Annotated in this window: 20 protein-coding genes; 13 read left to right on the forward strand and 7 right to left on the reverse strand. The window is 48.3% G+C overall.

Going from position 1 to position 23919, the window contains the following annotated elements; all coding sequences use genetic code 11:
* Positions 1-121: 121 nt before the first annotated feature.
* Complete coding sequence (locus NSS79_RS16350) at positions 122-997, reverse strand: LysR family transcriptional regulator (RefSeq protein ID WP_342440163.1); 876 nt, start codon at positions 995-997, stop codon at positions 122-124.
* 128 nt (positions 998-1125) lie between these two features.
* Between NSS79_RS16350 and NSS79_RS16355 the strand changes: the two genes are divergently transcribed.
* Entirely contained in the window at positions 1126-1908 is a 783-nt protein-coding gene (locus tag NSS79_RS16355) for a SagB/ThcOx family dehydrogenase (RefSeq protein WP_342440164.1), read from the forward strand.
* 27 nt (positions 1909-1935) lie between these two features.
* Positions 1936-2268: an antibiotic biosynthesis monooxygenase gene (locus tag NSS79_RS16360; RefSeq protein ID WP_342440165.1), complete on the forward strand. Its 333-nt coding sequence runs from the start codon at positions 1936-1938 to the stop codon at positions 2266-2268.
* 161 nt (positions 2269-2429) lie between these two features.
* Here the strand turns inward: NSS79_RS16360 and NSS79_RS16365 are convergent, their stop codons facing one another.
* A complete protein-coding gene (locus NSS79_RS16365) occupies positions 2430-3152 on the reverse strand; it encodes an SDR family oxidoreductase (RefSeq protein ID WP_342440166.1) in 723 nt (240 codons plus the stop codon).
* Positions 3153-3331: 179 nt separating this feature from the next.
* On the opposite strand from NSS79_RS16365, the gene NSS79_RS16370 reads away from it, so the two are divergent.
* Positions 3332-5344: an FGGY family carbohydrate kinase gene (locus NSS79_RS16370; RefSeq protein ID WP_342440167.1), complete on the forward strand. Its 2013-nt coding sequence runs from the start codon at positions 3332-3334 to the stop codon at positions 5342-5344.
* Complete coding sequence (locus NSS79_RS16375; RefSeq protein ID WP_342440168.1) at positions 5325-5933, forward strand: hypothetical protein; 609 nt, start codon at positions 5325-5327, stop codon at positions 5931-5933. Before NSS79_RS16370 ends, NSS79_RS16375 begins: the two co-directional genes overlap by 20 nt.
* Positions 5934-5940: 7 nt before the next feature.
* Here NSS79_RS16375 and NSS79_RS16380 read toward each other — a convergent pair whose 3' ends face one another.
* The gene (locus tag NSS79_RS16380; RefSeq protein ID WP_342440169.1) at positions 5941-7185 is read right to left on the reverse strand and encodes an MFS transporter; all 1245 of its coding nucleotides are present in this window, start codon (positions 7183-7185) and stop codon (positions 5941-5943) included.
* A 112-nt stretch (positions 7186-7297) separates the two neighbouring features.
* Here NSS79_RS16380 and NSS79_RS16385 point away from each other — a divergent pair, with 112 nt between their 5' ends.
* The 6 genes from NSS79_RS16385 (at position 7298) to NSS79_RS16410 (ending at position 13791) form a co-directional block, all read left to right on the forward strand.
* A complete protein-coding gene (locus NSS79_RS16385) occupies positions 7298-9085 on the forward strand; it encodes an ABC transporter substrate-binding protein (protein ID WP_342440170.1) in 1788 nt (595 codons plus the stop codon).
* A gap of 146 nt (positions 9086-9231) precedes the next feature.
* On the forward strand, positions 9232-10005 hold the full coding sequence (locus tag NSS79_RS16390; RefSeq protein ID WP_342440171.1) for a DUF817 domain-containing protein: 774 nt from the start codon (positions 9232-9234) through the stop codon (positions 10003-10005).
* Between the two features lie 292 nt (positions 10006-10297).
* On the forward strand, positions 10298-11263 hold the full coding sequence (locus tag NSS79_RS16395; RefSeq protein WP_342440172.1) for a zinc ABC transporter substrate-binding protein: 966 nt from the start codon (positions 10298-10300) through the stop codon (positions 11261-11263).
* Between the two features lies 1 nt (position 11264).
* Positions 11265-11993 (forward strand): metal ABC transporter ATP-binding protein, encoded by a 729-nt coding sequence (locus NSS79_RS16400; protein WP_342440173.1) that lies wholly within the window; start codon positions 11265-11267, stop codon positions 11991-11993.
* Entirely contained in the window at positions 11993-12916 is a 924-nt protein-coding gene (locus tag NSS79_RS16405) for a metal ABC transporter permease (RefSeq protein ID WP_342440174.1), read from the forward strand. The genes NSS79_RS16400 and NSS79_RS16405 overlap by 1 nt, the downstream gene beginning before the upstream one ends.
* The gene (locus tag NSS79_RS16410) at positions 12913-13791 is read left to right on the forward strand and encodes a metal ABC transporter permease (protein ID WP_342440175.1); all 879 of its coding nucleotides are present in this window, start codon (positions 12913-12915) and stop codon (positions 13789-13791) included. The genes NSS79_RS16405 and NSS79_RS16410 overlap by 4 nt, the downstream gene beginning before the upstream one ends.
* A 229-nt stretch (positions 13792-14020) precedes the next feature.
* Here the strand turns inward: NSS79_RS16410 and NSS79_RS16415 are convergent, their stop codons facing one another.
* The gene (locus NSS79_RS16415; RefSeq protein ID WP_342440386.1) at positions 14021-14596 is read right to left on the reverse strand and encodes an acetylglutamate kinase; all 576 of its coding nucleotides are present in this window, start codon (positions 14594-14596) and stop codon (positions 14021-14023) included.
* Positions 14597-14815: 219 nt separating this feature from the next.
* The gene (locus tag NSS79_RS16420) at positions 14816-17929 is read right to left on the reverse strand and encodes a glycoside hydrolase family 2 TIM barrel-domain containing protein (protein ID WP_342440176.1); all 3114 of its coding nucleotides are present in this window, start codon (positions 17927-17929) and stop codon (positions 14816-14818) included.
* Positions 17930-18094: 165 nt separating this feature from the next.
* Here NSS79_RS16420 and NSS79_RS16425 point away from each other — a divergent pair, with 165 nt between their 5' ends.
* Positions 18095-18916 carry an AraC family transcriptional regulator gene (locus NSS79_RS16425; protein WP_342440177.1) on the forward strand — a complete coding sequence of 274 codons (822 nt, stop codon included), beginning with the start codon at positions 18095-18097 and terminating at the stop codon, positions 18914-18916.
* A gap of 84 nt (positions 18917-19000) precedes the next feature.
* On the opposite strand, the gene NSS79_RS16430 is transcribed toward NSS79_RS16425, so the two are convergent.
* Together NSS79_RS16430 and NSS79_RS16435 are read right to left on the reverse strand one after the other, a co-directional pair.
* The gene (locus NSS79_RS16430; protein WP_342440387.1) at positions 19001-19591 is read right to left on the reverse strand and encodes an AAA family ATPase; all 591 of its coding nucleotides are present in this window, start codon (positions 19589-19591) and stop codon (positions 19001-19003) included.
* Between the two features lie 139 nt (positions 19592-19730).
* Complete coding sequence (locus tag NSS79_RS16435; protein WP_342440178.1) at positions 19731-20528, reverse strand: YheC/YheD family protein; 798 nt, start codon at positions 20526-20528, stop codon at positions 19731-19733.
* Between the two features lie 307 nt (positions 20529-20835).
* Between NSS79_RS16435 and NSS79_RS16440 the strand changes: the two genes are divergently transcribed.
* Entirely contained in the window at positions 20836-23016 is a 2181-nt protein-coding gene (locus NSS79_RS16440) for a PEP/pyruvate-binding domain-containing protein (protein ID WP_342440179.1), read from the forward strand.
* A 13-nt stretch (positions 23017-23029) separates the two neighbouring features.
* The gene (locus tag NSS79_RS16445) at positions 23030-23845 is read left to right on the forward strand and encodes an N-acetyltransferase (protein WP_342440180.1); all 816 of its coding nucleotides are present in this window, start codon (positions 23030-23032) and stop codon (positions 23843-23845) included.
* Positions 23846-23919: the final 74 nt, after the last annotated feature.

A 23919-nucleotide genomic window follows, 5' to 3' on the forward strand; every position in this document is an offset into this window, starting at 1 on the left:
TGTTGTGAGGGACCCGGGTGTTTTCCTTTCCTCGGGACGAGAACTGGATCCCTTTGCCGGCGATATACTCCTGGAATTTCTGTGAAGTGTATTCCTTATGATGTCAGGCAGGCTCAATCTCTCAGAGTTCAGCTGTTTCCACTTTCTTCATATAATTTTGACTGTGTACAATAAACTCTGCGGCCACCGGAGAAACGTACTGAGAGTCACGTACGGCAAGTGCGACCTCGCGAGTTATGGCTGGTCGAAGGGGAACAGCCGTCACTTTTGGCAATACCTCAGGCATGAACAGTTCAGGCAGGATGGTGACTCCGACCCTTTCCTGCACCATGGAGAGGATTGTGGCCGGATCCCTCACCTCGAAGGTGATATTCGGTACATTGCCATGCTCCTGTAACAGTTTTTGGATGCCGTAGTCTTTAACCATAATAAAGCATTTGCCCCTCAGTTGATCGAAAGTGAGAAACGGTTCGTCTTTCAGCGGACTATCGTTTGAAACAAACACCTTCATTTGATCCTGAAGCAACGGAAAGGCCTGTAGCTCTTTATCAGGCGTGGTGGTAAAGCCGACATCTATTACGGAGCCGGAGATCCAGCTGTGAATCTCTTCGTAGCTCCCCTCAAACAAGACAATATCAATCTGAGGAAACTGCTCCCGGAACGAACCGATTAAGCCGGGAAGCACCTTAGCGGATACACTGGGAATGACTCCGATACGAAGTGTTCCCGCTTCCAATCCCAAGGAAGCAGAGGATTCCTCTCTCATGTTTGATGTAATACGCAAAATTTCCCGGGCATGCTGAATCATCCGTTCACCGATGTAACTCGTGGAGATGCCGCGCCGGTTGCGGTGAAACAACAAGATTCCCAATTCCTTCTCCAGACTGTTGATCATTTGCGATACCGCCGACTGCGTAAACCCTAATGCATCTGCCGCTCTGGTAAAATTTTTGTGCTCCGATACTGCAATTAGAACTTGTAGCTGCGTAAGTGTCATGTTTCCTCCTTAGACATTAGTAAATGCTTATTAACTATATAATAAAGCATAATTTCACTAATGGTATACTGCGTCGTATACTCTACCTTGTGAGCAGTGAATCAACTGTAAAAAGGGAGGAGTATTTTATGCATCCTGAGTGGAAGACCATCTGTAATGATTTTATCCAGGCAACCTCTTACGCTGTCGGCGATTTGGAAAAAGGTTGGGCGGCAGAGTACGACTTTTCTAAAGCTCCGCCTACGTATTTGCGGTATGAAGAGGCTATTGTGCATATCCCATTGGGAAATCCGGATTTTCCGGAAGCTCCAGCCCTGTGGGAACTGCTGAACAACCGCCGTACCAAGCGTAATTTCACCAATGTGCCACTTTCATTGAACGAATTAAACTTATTGCTCTGGGGAACACAGGGAATCACTGCAAATATGGACGGGTATCAACTTCGGACAACGCCTTCCGCAGGAGCACTTTATCCGATTGAAACTTATCTGCTGGTGAATAACGTGGTAGGATTGGAAAAAGGACTGTATCACCTGGATGTGGAGCGATGGACCTTGGAATGGTTAAAACTGGAGGACGTAGCGCAGGTTGCCTATCTGTTTACGGAGGAGCAGGAGATGACCCGCCGGGCGGCCGTTAACTTTGTTTGGACTGCAGTGGTTGGACGCACGGAAGACAAGTACAACGAAAGGGCATACCGGTACATATGGTGGGATGCAGGTCATGTCTCACAGAATCTTCATACTGTCGGGAACGGGTTGGGGCTGGGGGTAGCCACCATAGGCCACTGGTTCGACAAAAACATGAACGAATATCTGGGCATCGACGGGAGCAGTCATCTCTCTGTTCTGATGGCATCCGTCGGCAAAACAACGGGAAAAGGCTGGAAGCATGATAGACGGCCTACTTAAGTAGCGTAAGAGAAGGAGATGAATATAATGAGTAATTTTGCTAAAACACCACAACCGCCTTATTACGCGGTTATCTTCTCGAGTCAACGTACCGAAGGAGATCATGGATACGATAGCATGGCAGAGAATATGGTAACATTGGTGTCCAAACAACCAGGTTTTTTGGGTGTGGAAAGTGTCCGGGATTCGCTTGGTTTCGGGGTAACGATCTCTTACTGGGAATCCTTGGAGGCCATTAGAAATTGGAAAGCGAACGAAGCGCATGGATTAGCACAGGAAAAAGGGAAAACGGATTGGTACGAAAATTACATCACAAGAATTTGTAAAGTAGAAAGAGAATATTCCTTAAATGAATTGTGAAAAGTTCATTTATCTTTAAAATCCCGTCTTACGTTAACAAGAAGATCGAATCCTCGAGCGGATGCTGAGTGAGATGGAGTAAACATCATCTGCATGCCAAAAACCCACCTGTCTCAGCATTTCAGCATAGGTGGGTTTTTGGCATGTTCATTCGCGATCTTTTAATAAGCCGTCCAGCCGCCATCTGCTACGATGACGGTTCCGTTCACGAAACTGGATTCATCGGAAGCGAGGAACAGCGCTACTTGAGCAATTTCCTCCGGTTTGCCGACCCGCGGGTTCAGGGCCAGTCCCGGCTGGGTTCGCCCCATGCCAAACTGATTAATGTTTGTCATTGTAGAACCAATATTAGTCTCAACTGCGCCCGGTGCAATGGCATTACAGCGAATTCCCTGCTGGGCATACATAAAGCCGGTATTCTTGGTGAAACCCACAACGGCATGTTTAGAAGCGGTATAGGTAGCACCGGCCCGGGCACCGTTTAATCCTCCGGCCGAGGCAACGTTGATAATTACCCCTTTTTGTTTGTCAAGAAAGATGGGGAGAGCTTTGCGCGTTGAGAGCATTACGGAGTTCGTATTGATTGCGAAGACACGGTCCCATTTGTCATCTTCAATATCCCCGGCCGGTTCGAAATTATCCATAATTCCGGCATTGTTCACCAGAATATCCAATGTGCCATAGGTATTCACTGTAGTATCTATCAAATTCTGAATGTCTGCTTCGGATGCTACATTCGCCTTTACTGCAATAGCCTGGCCTCCGGCTGACTTGATTTCGTTTACGGTGCCTTTGGCAGCTTCTTTTGCATAAAGCAAAGCGATTGCCTTACCCATTCCTGAAGCTGCCCCCGTAACCACAGCTACTTTGTCCTGAAGTCTCATCTGAATTCCTCCAATGTCGCGAATATCTTCCAAACACTAGTATATTTTAAAGGTATCCAGTTTATGCAGAATCACTGTGCTGTACCTGTGGATCACTTCCTCAGGTTTATTTGCATGTTATCTGCTTTATGTTATTCTGGAAATAATTATGGAGTTTACTGGGAAGGAAGAGAGCGATTGTGAAGTATATCGGGCTGGATATCGGAACGACTTCAATTTCCGGATTGGTGTATGATCTGGAGCAGCGAACAGTGCTTCATACCACTTCGGATGAGGGAGGAAATACCCCTACTGGCTCAGCGGAGTGGGAAAGGCTGCAGGACCCTGAAAGAATTCTCCTGCAAGTGGAAGATATTCTGGAGCAACTGATATCATGGGAACCGGATGTGTCCGGGATAGGCCTGACCGGACAAATGCACGGTATCCTATATATAAATAGAAATGGGCAACATGTCAGTCCGCTTTATACCTGGCAAGATGGCAGAGGGGGTCTTCCTTACGATGCTTCGCTTTCTTATGCGCAGAAACTGAGTGAATCGACCGGCTACCCGGTCGCTCCAGGCTATGGGATGGCAACACACTATTATAACCTGCTGCATGATCTTATTCCGAATGCTGCCTCCAGCTTCTGTACGATTGCCGATTATGTGGCATTAAGGTTAGCAGGGTGCAAGGTGCCAATAATCGACGCAACACAAGCTGCTGCGATTGGCTGCTACAGCTTCCTTCTAAATGATTTTGACCGGGCAGCCCTTGCTGAGGCAGGAATGGATCCGAAGATGCTGCCACAGGTTGTACCCTCAGGAACGGTAGTAGGACTCACATCTAACGGAATTCCTGTATACACCTCGCTAGGAGATAATCAGGCAAGCTTTCTGGGGAGTGTGCCTGCTCCTGACCAATCACTGCTGCTGAACATCGGTACAGGTAGCCAACTGTCGGTGCTGCTGCCGGAGGGTATGGAGCAAGTAAACGGAATGGAAATGCGGCCTTATCCCGGCGGTGGTGTGCTCATGGTAGGTGCTGCACTCAGCGGAGGTAAATCCTACGCTCTTTTGGAGCATTTTTTCCGGCAAATCATCGAAGCTTATACCGGAGAAGCAGCGGAAGAAGTATACAGTATAATGGATCGGCTGTTGCAGGATAATCCGGCGGGCAGCCAGGGGCTGACGGTACACTCGCAGTTTCTCGGAACCCGAACGAACCCTGAGACACGCGGCAGCATAGAAGGCATTTCGCTGGACAATTTCACTCCCGGCAAACTTGCCCATGCCTTTCTGGAGGGGATGGTAGATGAGTTGCACGTATTCTATACGGCTCTTGGGATGAAAACCGGCAGAACCTACGATTATATAGTTGGCTCTGGTAACGCATTGCGTGCCAACACAGTATTATGTGCCAAAGTCCGGTCGGCGTTCAGGCTTCCTTTTAGTCTGAGTAGCTCACAGGAAGAAGCGGCAGTGGGTGCGGCTTTATGCGCAGCGGTAGGATCAGGTTACCTAAGCAGCTTCAGAGAAGCCGGAGAATACATTACGTTGGAACAAAGCAATCAAACCTGCGAGGTAGAGATAAGCAGCAAGGATAAACTTCGTCTGATGGACAAATACGGATTGTCTGCTCCAGAGCCACGGGAATCTGTTGCACCGCTAATTAGTGATGCCGAACAAGCAGGGCGTGCACAAATTCCGTTCACGCAGAGTGCAGATTCAATGGAGTCCGGTTCCCGGCTAATCCCTGTACTACCCGGGCAATCCATTGGCCCGCTGCGATTGGGAATGACCGAGGCGGAGATCGCGAAAGCCGCGGCGGACTTCCCGATATTTTATAAAGTAGAATATAACGGCGCCGGATCGGCGGTATTCATCGAAATCGCCAACCCTGGCGAAGAGTGGACCTGCAGTTTTGCCGGGATTGATCTATTTGCTACCATGGCTGAGAAGCTGGCAGTTATTCTGGATCCATTATCTCCCTATGAACGGAATCCTGCGGAAACCGGATGCACCTATACTTTTCCGCAGCTTGGTCTAACGTTATGGCGGTCTGATGCCCTTAGCGAAGCGGATCTGCTTACTGAAGAGTATTTGTCGCTTCCTCCCGATATTTACGAGGATGAGAAACGGCTGCTGTATTTTGAATCGGTGTCAGTGTTTGTTCTATTAAAGGAGGTTAACGATGAAACGGATGCCCTTTGAACGTCCAACCGAACATTATGATGCACGGATCATGGATATTGACGAGAAAATCTGTGCGCTTATCAAGCAACGGAAAGATATCTCCGGCAATAATCCGGGGTTTCCGCCCTTAGAGCAAATCTCTAAATGGGCGGCGGATTTCGAACTCTACGAGGATTTGTTAAAATCAGTATTCGGAACCTTGTTGAGTGAAGAGCATTTTAAACCCTTGATTGAGCCTTCCGGATTCAGACAACATATTCCTGTGCTTCAGTCCATTGAGCAGGGTGAGTATTTCTATACACTGACTTCCATGCGGCAATACAGCAATGCCAGCGTAATTACATTCAATATAGATTGGGATGTCACGGTAGATGATCTGATCAGACATTCCTATAAACATCACAAACATTTTGAACTTGATCTGGGTGAAGCGTATGACTGCCGAATGTCAGATGGCGGTAGTTCAACGGGGCATGCCGCTTATAATTATGTGGTCTCGCCTCCGCTGCCTGATGATTTATCAGGGATAGACCTTGCATTTAAGGAATACATCGGACCATTCAAGAACAAAGAGACAGGTACTGAAATTGTTTTTAGCGTGAAATGATGCTGATTTATCCCTTTATCGCCCCGCGATGTTTCCATAATGGACTAAACAGACAACCTGCGAATATAAGCATATTTATGCCTATCGTAATCAGGAACACCGTGCGCGGTCCCGACAGCTCAGAGATCCAGCCCGACGCCATAATGGCGAAGGGCATCCCCAGCTTGAAGATTGATCCCGTAATTCCGCTGACCCGGCCAATTAGCTGATAAGGTGTCGTCTCCTGGCGGAACGTCCAGATGCTTACCGTGCTTATCGTCTCAAACAAACCGTATAGAAACAGACCGAAGGCAAGTACATAAGCAGAGTGCGACCAATAAAAGATGATACTCGTCAACCCGACGCATAAACTGGATAACGTAATCAGCTGTCCAACTGTGAAATAACCCCGCAATTTACCGATCAGCAGGCTTCCTGCCAGTCCTCCGATTCCAGCAGCCGAGAAAACGAGGCCAAGTAGCGCATTCCCGAGCTTCAGTTCATCTTTTGCGAAAAAAATAATTGTCGTATCCACCATCCCTGACGTGCTGTTCAGAAAAATAACGGCGATCGTCATCGTCCATAATAACCGGTTCGTGCGTAATTCAATCCAGCCTGCATGCAGCTCTTTCCAGAACCCGTCTCGCTTCGAAGGAGGCGATGCGGTCTGTTCATGGGTTCGAATACAGGAAAGTGTAATGAAGGCCAAGGTGAAAGCAACCGACGTAATCAGCAGAGATACATGGAGACTGGGTAGGATGAGCAATAAGCCGCTTAATACGGGTCCGGCGATCCCGACAAAGGTCGTCACGAAATTGTAGGAAGCATTTGCCGGGGTGAGCATAGACTTGGGAAGCGACTGCTTCACCATGGCAACCCGGGCGTTGGAATAGGCATACCCAAAGGTCATCAGCAGAAAACCCGCAATGTACAACAGCCAAAGAGAATGAATCCCCATTTCGATAGCCGCGTACAACCCCGCAAGAATTACGATCTGCAGCAGAATAGCCGTTAAAGACCACCTTTTCTTATGTACCCTGTCTACCAACACGCCAATGAACATCGCGAGCAGCAAATTCGGAAGGTATTCAATGCCCCGCATCGTAGACATAACCACGGAGGACTTCGTGAGATCATACAAGATGAGCGGTAGGGCCAGCTCATAGATTTTGTTCCCCAGCGCCATGATCGCACCTGTCCCAAGTAAAATCATAAAAGCCGGACTGCGCCAAATGGATATCTCCGGCTGCGCTTGCGTTATGTTGGATGACATTATTTCATACACGCTCCTCTTTACGGATGGAATGACTCAAATTATACTTTTACAAAAGTGGTAGTAAAATAGAAAAGTTAATTTATTGATTTCGCCTTTTAAAGGAGTGACGATGATGGATATTGAAGATCACTACTTAACGCTGCATAAACAATATGAGTCAAAACCGGATAAAACCTGGTTTCCCGTGTCGATGGATGAGCTGTCGGTTATCTTTGACTGCACGCGCCGCAATACGCAATTTCTCGTTCAGAAGCTGAAGGAGCATGGTTATATTGACTGGAAATCGGGACTGGGCAGGGGGAATACTTCACAGCTTGTACTTCTCCGGGACAAAGAAGAGCTGATACTGGAAAAAGCGCGCAGACGGGCGCAGCAAGGCCGGATCCGTGAAGCCTTCGAATGTCTGCAGGCCAGTAGTGACGAATCTCTGCATACGCAGTTCCACAGCTGGCTTGGTGACCAGTTTGGCATGCATAAGCAGCGGAGTGATGAGGATGTGCTGCGGTTTCCCTTTTACAGGCCCGTGCCAGATCTTGATCCGCTGACAGTTGTCCGGAGAACGGAGGCACATATGATCCGCCAGTTGTTTGATACATTGGTGGAATACGATCCGCAGCAGCAGACCCTAAAGCCTGGACTTGCCCATCACTGGGAGTGTGACGAAACGAAAAGCCGCTGGACCTTTTATTTGCGCAAGGGCGTGATGTTCCATCATGGTAAAAGGCTGACAGCGGAGGATGTGAGGTTTACTTTCGAGCGTATCAGGAACTGGAGTGCCGGCGATTTTCTGGCACAAAGTGTGCTACAGGTGGAGATGAAGAGTGCGTATAGTGTTTGTTTCCAGCTGGCTGAGCCGAATGCGCTGTTTGCGCATTTTATAGCCACCGAAAGATTTTCGATCATCCCGAATGATTTAGAGCAGATAGCTGCGAGACAAAACTTCACCAGGCTGCCTGTGGGTACCGGCCCTTTTCAAATAAAGGAGAACAATGAATCCATCCTGGTGCTGGAGGCCAATGAACGTTATTTTAACGGACGGCCTTTCTTGGACAGGATTGAAATGTGGGTGTGGCCTAATTACGAAGAACAGCTGCGGAGCAGGGCGCGGTCTTCGGATCAAACACAGCTGCTGTATTTTGAAGCGCTTAGCAAGGGGGATTCTGACCGGACATTGAACCAATATGAGCTGGGCAGTACATTGCTAACGTTCAATTTGAGCAAAGACGGAGTAGTGCAAGACAGGCGATTACGGGAGGCAATTCATCTTACGCTGGACCGGAAGCAGATGATTCGGGAGCTGCAGGGGAAAAGAACCGTGACTTCTTCAGGCTTTGATCCCGGGTGGAATGACCCCGCATATGGGAAAGGTTCTGATTTGGATGCAGCCAAAGAACTGCTGCGATCCTCTACTTATGCCGGAGAAGTCTTGCAGCTGTACACCTATGAGTACTTCAGCAATGAAGAGGATGTGCGCTGGATCCGGCAGGAGTGCGGCAAGCTGGGCGTTAAGGTGGAAATAAATGTGCTGCCTATTCTGGAGCTGTCGCAAGCCGGGGTGATTGTGCAGGCAGATATGATCTTCGTTGGCGAAGTGCTGGGCGGGCAGCCCTCGATTGCATTAATTGAGATGTACCGGTCTCCTAACGGTTATATCCGTAACCATTTAGATGCTGCCACGTTGGCAAAAGTCGATGAACGAATCCGGGATGCTCTGGAAACTGCCGATCCGGAGCAGAGAATGCAGATTTTGCGGGGGATCGAGGCGGAGCTGAAGCGGGAGTGCAGTGTGCTTTTTATGTATCATAGTGTGCAGACAGTCGGGCATGAGAAGTCGCTGCATGGGATCGAGATGAATGCCTGGGGCAAAATCGACTACAAGGAAATATGGATGAAGTAAGAACATATAATAGCTTAAAGAAGGCTTGTTCTATCATAAAACAATCAAAATATATTGTAAAACGATAAATTATATGTTAAATTCAAAACGGTAATGCTTCATTCATTAAGAAAGGCTAAAAGCTGCCCGGCGAGGAGATAACATCATTGAAACCAATAACACAACTTCTGCATTTTGGCTATCATCAGGCGATGAGCTGCATTTTTCCGATTGCGATCTTTGGGACCTTAGCTCTTTCCGGTGTAATAGATGTGCCTTTCGTTTACCGTTATGATGCCATTCTTTTCGTGTTGCTTACTGTGCAGTACCTCATGTACCGCAGTGGATTAGAGACATGGGATGAGATTAAAGTGATCTGTATATTTCACTGTATTGGACTGTTGCTGGAAATATATAAGGTGAGTATGGGATCATGGTCATACCCGGAGCCCGGGCTTACGAAGGTATTCGGTGTACCGCTCTATAGCGGTTTTATGTATGCAAGTGTTGCAAGCTTTATGTGCCAGGTATGGCGTAGACTGAAGATGGACATGACCGGCTGGCCGGGGCTTACTTCTGCGGGATTACTGGGAGGAGCCATCTATCTGAACTTTTTCACACATCATTTCATTCCTGATTTTCGCTGGTGGCTGACGGCACTTGTACTCATTGTTTTTTGGAAAACCTGGATCATCTACCGGGTACGGACCGTTACATATCGAATGCCCTTGACACTGGCTTTTTTCATCGTAGGTTTTTTTATCTGGTTAGCCGAAAATATAGCTACATTCTTTAATGCCTGGAAATATCCTGACCAGTACCAAGCCTGGCAAGTGGTTAGCTTCAGTAAGATCAGCTCATGGTTCCTGCTGGTCATCATCAGCGTCATTATTGTGGCCCAGCTAAAACATGTTAAAGCTAACCGTATTACAAAAGGGTAAGGGTCCAGATAAGATTAAGCAAACGGGAGACGATAGTACAATAAGACAGTGGCAGTCCAGGACAATATTCTCGTCCATGGCTGCCGCTGTTTTTTGTTGTGTTCAGGTAACGCAGTGCATGAGTACAAGCTGGATTATTATAGCATAATTCTTTCCCTGGTGAAAATTAGTTTGACATTAGAAACAAATACCTTTATTTTTTTATATATAAATATGTTTCATCAGGGAAACATATTTTCCTTAATGCATATTATTGAATCTTATCTATTCTATGAACCAGGAGGAGAAACAAATGAGGAATCTGTGGGTGGAGAGAACGAGAAAAATAGGTATGGGTGCATTGCTGTCTTTGGCACTTGTAATCACGGCCTGTGGTGAAAAGGAGAGCGGGAACGCAGCAGAAGGGATAGGCAAAGACACCATTACTGTGGTTACGACCATTTCACAGATTGCAGAGCCTATAACGATTATTGGCGGGGATAAAGTACAGGTACAGAGTCTTATGGGACCAGGTGTGGATCCCCATCTGTATAATGCCACTCAAGGAGATATAGCCAAGCTGGGCGGTGCAGATCTGGTCCTGTACAGCGGCTTGCATCTGGAGGGCCAAATGCATGAGGTGTTCCAAGAGATCGGCAAAACGAGGCCGACAGTAGCGATATCTGAGAGTATCCCGGAAGACCAGCTGCTCAAAAATGAACTGGGAGACACGGACCCCCATGTATGGTTTGATATTGACCTCTGGAAGCAAGCCCTTGGCAATGCAGCAGAGGAGCTGAAGAAGCTGGCCCCGGAGCATGCAAAATATTTCGAGAGCAATAAAGCGAAATACTTCGCAGAGCTGGACATGCTGAACACGGATTCAAAAGCCAAATTGGCACAAATTCCGGAAGCCCAGCGCACACTGGTTACCGCGCATGATGCATTCAGCTATTTTGGCCGGGCAAATGGTATTGAGGTAATAGGCTTGCAGGGACTGAGTACAGAGGATGAATTTGGCGTCTCTGACATAAACGATACTATTGACTTGCTGATTCAGAACAAAATTCCTGCCGTATTCGTAGAAAGCAGTATTAACCCGAAATCCATAGAGGCTGTGATTGAAGGAGCCAAGAGCAAGGGGCTGGAGGTCAAGCTCGGCGGTGAGCTGTTCTCCGATGCCATGGGCAATGCGGATACCGCTGAGGGTACTTATCTGGGAATGTATAAACATAATGTGGAAACGATCTATACTGCACTCAGCGGGGGAGGGAAATAAGATGAGCGATGTTCTAGTAGAAGGCTTAAATGCCTCTTACCGGCAAAATAAAGTACTGCACGATGTTTCCTTCAAGGTGCAGCCCGGCACGCTCACGGCGATCATCGGCCCGAACGGTGCCGGGAAATCGACCCTGCTCAAAGTGATGCTGGGCCTGCATCCCAAGCTGTCGGGCAGCGTATCTTTTTACGGCTCCGCCTTCTCCAAGGTGAAATCACGTATCGGTTATGTGCCGCAGCGGGGCTCTGTGGATTGGGATTTCCCGACGGATGCGCTGGATGTAGTCATGATGGGACTGTATGGCAAAGTCGGGTGGCTGAAATGGCCCAAAGCCAGTCACCGGCAGCAGGCATTACACGCCTTGGACCAGATGGGGATGGCCGATTACGCGCACCGCCAGATCAGCCAGCTGTCCGGCGGGCAGCAGCAACGGGTGTTTCTGGCCAGGGCGCTGGTACAGGATTCTGACCTTTATTTTCTGGATGAGCCCTTGGCCGGGGTAGATGCCGCGACGGAGAAGGCGATTATGACGACACTCCAGCTATTGAAGGAGCAGGGCAAAACAGTGATGGTCGTACATCATGATCTACATACGGTAGAGGAGTATTTCGACCACGTGCTGCTGTTGAACCGTACGATTGTAGCCCACGGAAGTACCCGCGAGGCGTTTACCCAAGAGCAAGTGTACCGTGCCTATGGAGGTTCACTTCGCTGGATCGGAGGCACCTAATGGATATAACCGGCATCTCACCTAACACACTCTGGGTATTATTCAGTACTTTAATTCTTGGGATCGCCTCAGGTTTGATCGGTTGTCTGGCGTACTGGAAACGCCAAAGCCTGATGAGCGACGCCCTTTCCCATGCGGCTTTGCCGGGAATTGTGATTGCTTTTACGATCGTTGGTGTCAAAAGCGTTCCGGCAATGATCGCCGGAGCGGCGCTAAGCGCAGTGCTCGGTTTTCTCTTTATCCAGTGGATTCAATCGTCCACCAAAATTAAGGAAGATACGGCTATGGGAATCGTGCTGTCGATCTTTTTCGGACTTGGAATCATGCTGTTGTCCATTGTGAACCGGACGGCAGGGGGAGGCCAGAGCGGTCTGGATTCCTTCATATTTGGCCAGGCAGCTTCCATGACCGGTAAAGATGTTAAGATCATGCTGGTGCTGGCATTTATTGTGATCGCGTTCATATGGATCGGTTTCAAGGAGTGGAAGCTGTTTCTGTTCGATGCGGATTTTGCCAAGGGGCTGGGCTTGTCCGGGCGGGTGATGAACGGGATGTATATGAGCATGCTGATTCTTGTTATTGTCATCGGGATTCAGGCAGTTGGCGTCATCCTGATGTCGGCTCTCCTGATTATTCCCCCGGTAAGTGCGCGATACTGGACCCAGTCCTTCAAGCGGATGCTTATCATTTCCGCTGTATTCGGCGGGGGGGCCGGGGCCGCGGGAACATGGGTCAGCACACTGGGGAAAGGCTGGCCGACAGGACCCTTTATCGTTCTGGTCTCGTCTTCGCTGTTCCTTGTGTCGCTTGTCTTTGGCTTTCAGAAAGGCTGGCTGGCGAAGCTTCTTCACCTGCGGGCGCAAAAGAAAAAATCGGCGGAATCAGCGCATCTGCATACGCCTGAGGAGGGGAAAGCGGTATGAGCTACACAGCCTGGATCTTGCTTACAGCTTCACTTGTCGGCCTAACCTGCGGAATAATTGGAACGTTCCTCATCCTTAGACGAATGGCAATGATGGCGGATGCCATCAGCCATAGTGTGCTGCTGGGGATCGTCGTTGCCTTCCTGATCACCAAGCAGCTGAGCGGCGGACATATGCTGATCGGCTCCATCGTCGCCGGTTTGCTGACAGCCATGCTGGTCCAATTCCTGCACTCCCGCGGCGTAGCCCAGGATGCTTCCATTGGCGTAGTCTTCACCACATTGTTCGCAGTCGGTGTAGTTCTGATTGCAACAAAGGTAGGGAATGCACATCTGGATGTAAAACACGCATTGATGGGTGAAATTACATTTGTTCCGTGGAATACAGTGGAGCTGCCTTGGATAGGGGCCGTTCCTCAAGCAACGCTAATGCTGTTCATTGTACTCATTATTGTTCTTGCCGTTATTCTTGCAATGTATAAAGAATGGAAGATTACATCGTTTGATCCGGCGCTTGCAGCCAGTCTTGGACTTCCGGTCGTATTGATGCACTATCTGTTCATGACGCTTGTATCGGTAACAACGGTGGCCTCATTTGATGCCGTCGGGGCAATTATGGTCGTGGCCATGCTGATTACTCCGGCTGCGTCCGCTTATCTGTGGACAGACCGTCTATCGGTCATGCTGATGCTCAGCGCCGGTTTTGGCGTCCTCTCTGCAGTCGCGGGTTACTATATTGCAGTGTGGCTGGACACCTCAATTTCAGGCTCCATGGCCTTTGCTACCGGACTTGTATTTATAGCAAGCTTCCTGGGTTCTCCGTCAAGCGGTGTGTTGTCCCGGTTTTTCCGGGCTCCAGCAGTGATTGAGGAATAGCATAAGCCAGCACTTTCCTCTGTGATGCGGGCAGACCAGATTATTCTGCTTGAAGACGGATGTATTGCGGACCGTGGAAGCCCCAGCGAATTATGGAGCCGCAACGTGCTGTATCGGACACTTTTTCAGCATAATATGCAGGAGTCTGTATAACCAAGAAGCCCTCAGGTTTCCGCCTTGAAGCGGAGCAATGAGGGCTTGTGTTAGGCTTAAGAAGCAATAATCCGGTTTATACCCTCTGAGGGAATTGGATGAGTATGGCATTTCTTATCATATCCGCCATCATCAACGCTTCACGCTCGATACGGTCATACAGCTGAATACTGAAGTTGTAGTCCTTGTTCAACATCGCTACTGCTTCTGCTTTAGTTAGTGCCAGATGATCGTAGAACATTTTCCTGAACTCATCTTTTGGGAAAAAAGGGTTAATGCGGGCTAGAAATTCAACAATTTGATCCGCATTGGCAGCCCATTTTTTCTCTGCGGCGGCAACTGCATGGGTATCACCTGCTTTCGCAGCTTTGACAAGATCAGCAGCAATTACCAAGTGTTCTTTGATAAGATTGCTATAAGCATTAGCTATACTCTCTCCGTAAAAGGGCTTAAGCGCGTGGCCCATATCCGGCGCATTCTGCAGCAGGCGCGCCAGTACCGCATCGGTATCGGGCAATCCGAAAACAAGACTGGTGATGGCCATTCGTGTCCACGCCACATGCTGCTCCCATAATAAGCGCATATGATTTTTGAATTCAATCTGAGCTTTGGTCAGGCAGATCACCTGTGGACCTGCATGAACAGGAGCCATATTGGGCCATGCGTAGGACGTTCTATTTGCGGAGGGGCCAAAGCCCCCATAAGAATACATTCAATCTAACCTCCCCTGAATACTTATATCCCCATAGTATGGGAATTCCGCCTATGTGTTCACAGATGGCTGCAAAAGAAGGTGGTTTTTACGTTTTCCCCTAAACAAAAAAACGAGATATCCGCTGAGCGGAATCTCGCTTTTTGTTGCAATGGCAGATTAAATTCGAGCAAGCGTGAAGCGGAAGCTATACGGCCGGTTTGCAGGCAGAGTGAACCGTTCATGCGTCGGTGCACCCCAGCTGTCGTCCCCGCCGACACCCATTTGCTTGTAATTGACCCTCAGCACGGTTTTATCCGAAGCCGGCAATTTATAGACGTGATCGCTGGCTTCCAGTTCTTCTGGTTTCCAAGGGAGTACGTTGATTTCCAGCGATGTTGTATTTTCGATATGGATCCCTGATCCATCGCTGCCTTCTGTAACTGAAGCATATCTGACATCTGTCTTGTTCCCGCATTCCTGTGGCTTGAGGTAAGGAGTGAACTGTTCACTGACTTTGCCGCTAAAGCGTCCCAGACGGGCTCCGGTTTGCCGGTCCCAATAGTTCTCATGTGGTCCGCGTCCGTACCATGACACAGTGTCCAGGCTTCCATCAAGCACGAACAGCATTCCGAACTCGGGAATTTCCGGCAGCGAGCTGCTGCCCGGGTTCAGTTCCTGCGAAATCTCCACAGATCCGTCAGGACGGATTTCATAGGTGACCAGTAGAGTGGACACGGGATTGGTGGGCAGCAAGTAGGTTGCCGATACGAAACAAAGATTCTCTTGAGTCCGGGTAGTGAATTGAACAAGACTGCGTTCATAGGAAGCCTTTCTCCAGACAGCGGAACGTTCCTGCAGATGGTTGCCAAGATCATTATCGGTGACGGCTCTCCAGAAATTCGGTCTTGCAGGCTCAATCAGGCGTTCTTTGCCCAGGACTTGATAAGAGAACAAATCTCCGGTTGCCGAATTGAAAGAAAGTGAAAAGTCAGCTCCTGCAATGATCAATGCTTCCTCTTGCTCAGTGATGTGAAGGGGATCTCCTGCTGGAACGGAAAGATTTCCTGCAACTCTTGGAACTAGAATGAACTGTTCCCATGCAATCTCATGGTGGGCATCTGCCCATGCTGCTGCAGCAGGTTGAATGAAGGACAAGGTCAGCACTGCTTCTTTATCATTGGCTATAGAACTAAGCTCATACGGAATGACACAATCGACAGTCTCTCCCGGTGCAGCGGCAATCCGCAGAGAGCCCTCTTGCGAAGTTACGCCTTCCAATTCAATCTTCCAATGTAAATCATATTCTTCGATATCCGTAAATAAGAAGTTATTGCGGATTTGATAAAGACCTTTCTGAAGATCCTGGGCGGTGACTTTTATATTCTGATAGCATTTTTTGACCTCAAGCAGCTTAGGGGTTACTGTCCGGTCTGCAAACAGCAGGCCGTTACCGCTAAAATTCCCGTCATGTGGAGATTCACCGAAATCGCCGCCATACGCCAGATATTCAATCCCCTCTGGAGTTGTAGTGCGGATGGCCTGATCCACCCAGTCCCAGATGAAAGCGCCTTGGAACACATCATATTTGTCGAACATATCGGTGTAGAGATGCAGTCCGCCGCAGGAATTGCCCATAGCATGGCTGTATTCACAAAGGATATAAGGCTTCTGCGGATTGTTTGTCGCATATTGTTCAACGCCGGCAGGCTTAATGTACATCGTAGACTCGATATCGCTCGCCGCTTCCGAAGGTCTGTAATGAAAAATCCCTTCATAATGAACAGGACGGGTAGGATCGGCTGCCCGCAGATAGTCATGCATGGCAATAAAATTATCGCCGCCAAAGGACTCATTGCCGAGTGACCAGATGATAACGGATGGATGATTTTTGTCCCGTTGCATCATGGAATTACAGCGGTCGATGACATTGGCGCGCCATTCCGGCTTGCTGGCGGGAACATTCCCCTCATGCAGCTCTTGTTGTCCATATTGCCAGCTGCCGTGTGTCTCCAGATTGGTTTCGTCGATTACGTAAAGACCGTATTCGTCACACAACTCATACCAAACTGACTGATTGGGATAATGAGAGGTCCGTACCGCATTAATGTTATGGGATTTCATCAGATGAATATCGCGGATCATATCCTCTACGGACAATGCGCGTCCAGTGTCACAAGAGAACTCATGCCGGTTAGTGCCTTTCAGTACGATCCGTTTCCCGTTAATCTTCATTAAGCCGTCTCTAATTTCGAAGGAGCGGAAGCCAACCTTTGTGCTGACCGCCTCTTGAACGGCCTCCTGAGCATCCACTAGCGAGATCACCAGGGTGTAAAGGTATGGTTTCTCCGCACTCCATTTATGAGGCTGAGCTACAGGTGCCGACAGTTTAAGCTGCTGCAAATCTCCTTCCTGAAAAGATACTGCAGCAGCAACCGGAGCTGCCCAGACCCCTTGGCCATTGTTGTCAAAAAGCTGCATTTGCAGCGAGTAATCTCCAGCTTTGCGGCTAAAGTAATCTTCCACTTTGATGGCCACGTTCAGCTCCGCATGCACAAACTCGTTGTCCAGATCGGTCCGGGCCCAAAAGTCGGCAACACGTACGGGAGGTGCGGTATACAAATAAACGTCGCGGAAAATGCCGCTAAGCCGCCAGAAATCCTGGTCTTCCAGCCAGCTCGCATCACACCAGCGGTACACCTCAACGGCCAGCTTATTCTCTCCTGCCTGCAGATAAGCTGTAATATCGAAGTCCGACGGGGTAAAGGTATCTTCACCATAACCGACCAGTTCTCCATTCACCCATATATAAAAAGCAGACTCCACACCCTGGAAGCTGAGGAATACAGGCTGGCCGTCCCAAGCTTGCGGTACATCAAATGTACGTACATAGGAACCTACAGGATTATATAAAGTAGGGGCAAAAGGGGGCTTCAAATCCGGTTCTGACTCTGCCCAAGGATACCGCACATTGGTATATTGAGGGTAATCATAGCCCTGGAATTGCCAATGGGAAGGAACAGGAATATCCGCCCAACTGCTGTTGTCATAATCTGATTTATAGAAATCCTTGCTGCGCTTCTCAGGAGTTTCGGCAAAGGCGAATTTCCAAGTGCCGTTCAACGATTGATAACGGGAGGAGGATTGTTTATTTCCTTGGAGTGCTTGCTCAGCAGTCGGGAAAGACATCATCGAAGCATGCGCTTCCATTCGGTTCAATTGAAAAATCTCCGGATTGTTATTCCATTCGGGATATCCGTTGGCAGGTGGCTGATAGACTAGCTTCTTACGCACTTTAACATCTCCTTATATTGTTATATTCATATTATAGAATGAGAAAGTCTCAAGGTATATATAATGATATTCTTATCAAATAACACAATATGAAACTAAATAGGGCTTTCTTTCGCTAGAAATGAAGGCTAATATAGAAGCAACAATTAGAAACGGAGAATCCTTGTGAAAAGCAAAATGATTTTTTGCCAGACTGATGAGACGATGCTGCTGCCTTTATATGCCACAACCATCGGATATTGGGAGCATCAGGCTGAAACTTTGCGTCCGGCCGGTTTTCCGGATTATCAGATGCATCAGGTGCTTGAAGGCAAAGGTGAACTGAATATTAATGACAAAAGTTACATCGTAGGCCCCGGGGAAGTGTTTTTTCTATATCCTGAAATTCCGCATTTCTATTCTCCGGTTAGCAGGGAGTGGAGGCTGGCGTGGATTTCATTTAGCGGCAGGGAAGCTGCCCAGATGCTGATGTATGCGGGAATACGCGAGTCTGGACCCGGGAGATTAAGAGACGAAGCACTTTTGGAGCCTTTGCGGGAGATGCTTCTTTTGTCTAATGAACATCCGCTTGAAGATGATCTGGAATGCTCCAAGCTGCTGTACGCATTGCTGCTGGATCTGAAACGCAAACTGCTGCCTTCTTCCAATGAGGAAGATGAAATGGAACGGATTAAGCCTGTCCTGCGGCATATCGAACTCCATCTGCACCGGCCGCTGCAGTTAAAAGAACTGGCAGAAGTAGCAGCGGTATCGCCGCAGTATTTGTGCCGGCTGTTTCAGCACACGGTTCATGAGCGGCCGGTAACGTACATTAATAAACAGCGGATTAACCGGAGCAAGCAATTAATGTTTAACGTTCGCGGTAAAAAAATCTACGAAATTGCCCGGGATGTCGGTTTTGAGAATGCCAGCTACTTTTGTGCGGTGTTTAAACGGGTGACAGGGATGAAGCCTGAGGATTTTAAACGATTGCATGGTTTGGATTAAAGGTAAATGCAGGGGGGATATAATCGGACCCTTCATGAATACTACATAACAAAAAAAGGCAGCCCACGGCTGCCGTTCGTCTGCTCATTGTGCTGCATAAATAAAATGCTCTACTGTCCTTACAGTATCTTCGATCTCCGGATTTGAGTTGTCGATCATTGCGACATTCGACGCGGGCAGCGGCCACGCGACAGTGCGGCTGCCAAGCGAAGACCGGAATTCCTGCCAATGCTGAAATTTCCAGTCATCCAAAGACGAGTGCCTGCCTTGAATGCGTTCCCGGTACAAATCCTCGTTGGCCAGTCCGACCAGAACAACCTTGACCTCAACCTCGGGCAGCGTAAGACCAATCCGGGACAGTTCACTGCTAATCCAGTCTGGGTCTGCTGCTTCCTTGGTAAAGGGTCCAACCACGAATACATCGCTATTCAGGCCGATATTATCAAGTGCGGCGTCCATCGTAATGCGGTAACCGAGGTCGCGGCAAAGTCTTTTATATTCTGCGGAATCTCTGTCAGTCGGGTCCAGACCTTGCATGGTCATGATGGCGTCTGCCGCCGGCCGCAGCAGAATATCCATATCGAAGAAGGCGGCTTTGCGGCGTGAGGCTACCGCTTTGGCCAGCGTCGTTTTTCCCGCACCTGCCGGTCCCAGAAAAAATACCAGTTTATTCATCATTCTGCTCTCCTCAAATCCCGATTCATTTCACACCTCAACCAGTATATCCTATCATTTTTTGTAATCCAAAAAAAGGTTGAACAGAGCCAAAGAGGGCGCTCAAGTTCAACCTTTTTTATACCCGGTAGTGTTCACCTTATTTCACAACTTTCTTGCCGGAATTCAATAATTTATGCCACTTCTTGAGGTAGATCACTCTGCGGAACATCGTTTTATCCTTCAGTTGATTAAAGATATAAGCATCCGGCCGCGTATTTACCTCAATAATCCATGGCTTCAAAGCAGAATCCAATCCAATATCCAGGCCTATTTCCTTAAATCCGCTGTGGTTTTTATGGAATTCTTTCGCCACCTGATCCCCTAAAGCTTTTAATCCTTTGATATAGTCTTTTTTCTTGTCTCCTTGCAGGTAAGGACTAAGCAGCGTTTCCAGAGGAAGCGGTTTTCCGCTGTTGTGGAAATTCGTAACGATTTTCTTAGGATGTGCCATCCGCCCGATATATCCGGTACATTCCCAATGGTTCGTGCTGTTCATTTGCGTCATAATGCGCACATCAAAGATACGATTCTGATAAGTTAGCAGATTTATCCCTTGCTGAACCAAATATTCACGCTTTAATTTACTGCTGCCTAGCGAAGTGAACAGAGCGCCGTAAGTTTTAAAATAACGGGGAGTCTCACCCACGTGATAGGCATATTTATGTTCACTATACTTAATAACTTTAATGACACCATTTCCTCCGGTTCCTTTGACAGGCTTTACATATACCATCTTATGCTTGTTAAGCATGGACTGCAGGGCTTCATACGAATAGAGCCGGCTATCGGGCACGAATTGACGGAGCCGTGAATGATTAAGCAGCATTTTTGTTTTGGACCATTTGCTTGCAATGGTAATTGTTTTTTTGGTGGTCGCGGCTTTCTTGGACAGCATCAGCAGGTCACCTCGTTCTAATAGTGGAAGTATAGCTTTACACACTTATATTGCCTGTCTTACGGGAATGGATCATTCCGCAGCCTTCAGCACATAGGATATCGTATGTAAGTCACCGGTCATCAACCACAGGCAAAAAGACGGGGGGAAGCGCGGAAGTTTCATGTATAATTAAGAGAATATGTAGAGGGGTTTGGAGGCAATGTGCAGATGCGGAATTGCCCCTTTTGCCGGTTTCGAGCATTTTGCCTGTGAGGCCTGGTATATTAGGGAACTTGAAAATTAGCAGTAAAAGGAGGATTGCGGCTTGGAGTTATCACTGAAATCTCTGGATTTAAAAGCAGTGGAAGTTGGCAACAAAGCCTTGAATTTGTCCAAGCTAATAAACGAACAATTCAGCGTGCCCGATGGTGTAGTGCTGTCCCAAACTTATTTCGTATGTTCGGAAGCTGAACTGCAGCAGAAGTTGAATCGACTGTCTGAGCGTCTGGAGAGAATGCTTCCTTCCGCTGACGGCTGGGCCGTCCGCTCCACGGCAATCGACGAAGACGGCGGAACGAAGTCCATGGCTGGTCAATACAAGACCGTAATTATTCAACAGTCCTCTCAGCTGCCGGCTGCAGTTGCTGAAGTGCATGAGGGGGCAATTCCTGTGATCATTCAGACATTTATTGAACCGGATTATTCCGGTGTTCTGTTTTCCTGCAACCCGCTTACGGGAGAATCCGAAATAATCATTGAACTTGTAGAAGGAAGAGGAGAAGCTCTCGTGGGCGGGGACACCAATCCAATGGTCCATTACCGGGAAGGCAAATGGAGCGATTCCAGCCCACTGCTCGAACAGCTCCTGCTGCATATGGAACCATGGATTATGAAAGCAAAGGAGCTAATGCAGCAGCAGGTGGACATGGAGTTTTGCATCAAGAACAAATCGCTTTACTGGCTTCAGGTTCGTCCTGTAACAACCGGAGTCCATACCGATTCGTGGGACTACGATTTTGCACATATCCCTGACTCCTTCCTTGAAGAGGACTGGTTTCTTCTTGATCAGTGCACGGAACCCGTTACTCCGTTAGTAAAGAAGCTGGATCCGGGCAATTATTTTCAAATGCCTTATTGGGATATACGGTTCGTTCAGCATTACCCTTACATCAGTCTGAAAAAGAACGTTGGTGCCGCTGCGCCTTCACAACCGGACGACGGGACAAGCATGCTGCTTAGATGGCAGGCGCTTAGAAACAGATACGAGCCGATCTTCGATCAACAGCTGAACGAAAATATTACGCAAGCCTCACTTGAAGACTTATGGGAGAAGACAGCTGCTCGGGTAGAGATCAACCGGTCTTATGTGAGTGAGTATTTGAACCGGGACTGGTTCATGGCACGACGCATCATAGGGAAGGAGCTGGAACAGCTCGTCAGCCGCTATGCTGGAGAGAATGCAGACGTACCGCTTTTATTGTCCTCGCTGACTGGAGAAGTGAACACGATCACGTATCAAAAAACGTTGCAGCTTAACCAATTGGTAAACTCTGCGCGGAAATATCCTGACTTTGGAGAACTGTGCAACAAGGTTAGAAGCAGTGAACCTCATCCATGGGCAGACCAATTTGCTGCTTTCATTTCCCAGTACGGCTACGAGCTTCCGCATCCCTTGGCACTGCACCTGAAGACCTTGGCCGAGAGTCCAGAAACGTTGTTGTCCAGAATTGCCGCTGAACTCCATACCCGCAAGATTTCTCGTGAGGGGAAAGGTCAGGAAAGCTGGAAAGAAGTTGCTGCCAGGATTGGGCAACGGATGGAGCATGACGAGAAAACGGAATTTCATAGGCTGTTAACAGAGTATAGAGCCTACGTGATCCGAACAGAAGATGACGATTATCTGCTCCAGAAAGGTGCATCCTCCATTAGAAGAATCTTGCTCGAAATCGCTCAGCGATTAGTAGACTGCGGTAAAATAGAAAGCAGGGAGTCTTTATTTTTCCTCTATCCCGATGAAATACATAAACTGATCTCCGGTGCCCGCCAAAGTGTGGAAGAAACGGAACTCCTTCAACGGGAAAAAAGCTTTGCCGCAGCAACAGCAATTAACCCTCCATTACTTCTGAAGCCCGGAAATGCGCGGAAGGTGTCCGAAGACCAAAAGCTGCAGGGGGTAGCTGTGGCTCAAGGATGCAGAAGTGGAAAGGTCTTTAAATTAATGAATCCGCTGGACCGGGAAAGCTACAACCAGATTCCGGAAAATGCGGTCATCGTAGCTCCAATCCTGACGCCCAATCTGACTTATGCGATCTTGGAATGTGCAGCAATCGTAACCGAAGTGGGCGGTTTCTTATCGCACGGAGCTATTTTTGCCCGGGAGATGGGCATTCCGGCGATTGTTCAGGTAGAGGCTGCGACAAGTCTTCTCCAGAATGGCGATGAAGTACAGGTAGATGCAAAACGGGGAGTAATTGAAATACTGAAGCGAAACTCAAATCCATCATAGGAAGTGATCTTTCATGAAGCTGCCAGTCTTGAACCAAGGTCTTGCTGAACAAATCCAGCAGTCAGAAATTGACTATTTAACCTCAAGAATTAGCTCCATCCGCGAATGTGAAGGTAACCCGGAGGGTGTTGAGATTGTCCGTTTCGGCCACACCACTGGTTTCTATATCAGGACCATGCCATGGAGCCTGTTCAATTCCGTTAAAGGAATCTCTGATCAGGACGTGGACAAGCTGGAGGAGATCATCCGATTTTATGCTGCCAAAGACAGAGCTTTCCAGATCGATGTGGATCCTGTTCATTGCAGCTCCAGGCTTTTTAAAGGGTTAGCTGATTATGGACTTTACCAGAGTGGGTTTCATGCTGTACTGTATGGGCTGCCGCATCAAACGCCGTCTGAACTTCCATCCAAGATAACAATTGTCGAAATTGATAACGTAAATTCCTTTGACACTTATGCAGAAATCCATTGCCTAGCTTCCGGCATGCCGTTGTCCGATAAGATTCATTTCGTGAATAATAACATAGGATTGCTGAATAGGCCGGGGTGGAAGCTTTTCGCAGGTTATTGGGAGGGGCTTCCGGCAGGAGTGGCTGCGATGCATATAAACGGCGATATCGCCTCCTGCACACTCGCCGCAACAATTCTGGAATACAGAAACCGGGGGATCCAGACTGCACTATTGGACAAGAGGATGCACGAGGCTCACTTGGCAGGTTGCCGGCTCATAACGGCTCAGGCGGGTTTTGGTTCTACGAGCCAGAACAATATGGAACGGGCCGGATTTCAACTGGCTTGGACAAGAGCGGTTTGGACAGCCCGCCTTTAATTTTTATAGAATCAAATGGATTATCCGTTGTGATGACGTTCAGGGTTCAGTATGGTATTATTAACAGCATTTCT

The sequence above is a fragment of the Paenibacillus sp. FSL L8-0436 genome, from assembly GCF_038593025.1.
Taxonomy (GTDB): Bacteria; Bacillota; Bacilli; order Paenibacillales; family Paenibacillaceae; genus Paenibacillus_AQ.

Excerpts from the sequence above, each read along its gene's own strand:
- NSS79_RS16350 (WP_342440163.1), bottom strand. The coding sequence starts at position 997 with ATGACACTTACGCAGCTACAAGTTCTAATTGCAGTATCGGAGCACAAA.
- NSS79_RS16355 (WP_342440164.1), top strand. The coding sequence starts at position 1,126 with ATGCATCCTGAGTGGAAGACCATCTGTAATGATTTTATCCAGGCAACC.
- NSS79_RS16360 (WP_342440165.1), top strand. The coding sequence starts at position 1,936 with ATGAGTAATTTTGCTAAAACACCACAACCGCCTTATTACGCGGTTATC.
- NSS79_RS16365 (WP_342440166.1), bottom strand. The coding sequence starts at position 3,152 with ATGAGACTTCAGGACAAAGTAGCTGTGGTTACGGGGGCAGCTTCAGGA.
- NSS79_RS16375 (WP_342440168.1), top strand. The coding sequence starts at position 5,325 with ATGAAACGGATGCCCTTTGAACGTCCAACCGAACATTATGATGCACGG.
- NSS79_RS16380 (WP_342440169.1), bottom strand. The coding sequence starts at position 7,185 with ATGTCATCCAACATAACGCAAGCGCAGCCGGAGATATCCATTTGGCGC.
- NSS79_RS16385 (WP_342440170.1), top strand. The coding sequence starts at position 7,298 with ATGATGGATATTGAAGATCACTACTTAACGCTGCATAAACAATATGAG.
- NSS79_RS16395 (WP_342440172.1), top strand. The coding sequence starts at position 10,298 with ATGAGGAATCTGTGGGTGGAGAGAACGAGAAAAATAGGTATGGGTGCA.
- NSS79_RS16400 (WP_342440173.1), top strand. The coding sequence starts at position 11,265 with ATGAGCGATGTTCTAGTAGAAGGCTTAAATGCCTCTTACCGGCAAAAT.
- NSS79_RS16405 (WP_342440174.1), top strand. The coding sequence starts at position 11,993 with ATGGATATAACCGGCATCTCACCTAACACACTCTGGGTATTATTCAGT.
- NSS79_RS16410 (WP_342440175.1), top strand. The coding sequence starts at position 12,913 with ATGAGCTACACAGCCTGGATCTTGCTTACAGCTTCACTTGTCGGCCTA.
- NSS79_RS16415 (WP_342440386.1), bottom strand. The coding sequence starts at position 14,596 with ATGGCTCCTGTTCATGCAGGTCCACAGGTGATCTGCCTGACCAAAGCT.
- NSS79_RS16430 (WP_342440387.1), bottom strand. The coding sequence starts at position 19,591 with ATGAATAAACTGGTATTTTTTCTGGGACCGGCAGGTGCGGGAAAAACG.
- NSS79_RS16435 (WP_342440178.1), bottom strand. The coding sequence starts at position 20,528 with ATGCTGTCCAAGAAAGCCGCGACCACCAAAAAAACAATTACCATTGCA.
- NSS79_RS16445 (WP_342440180.1), top strand. The coding sequence starts at position 23,030 with ATGAAGCTGCCAGTCTTGAACCAAGGTCTTGCTGAACAAATCCAGCAG.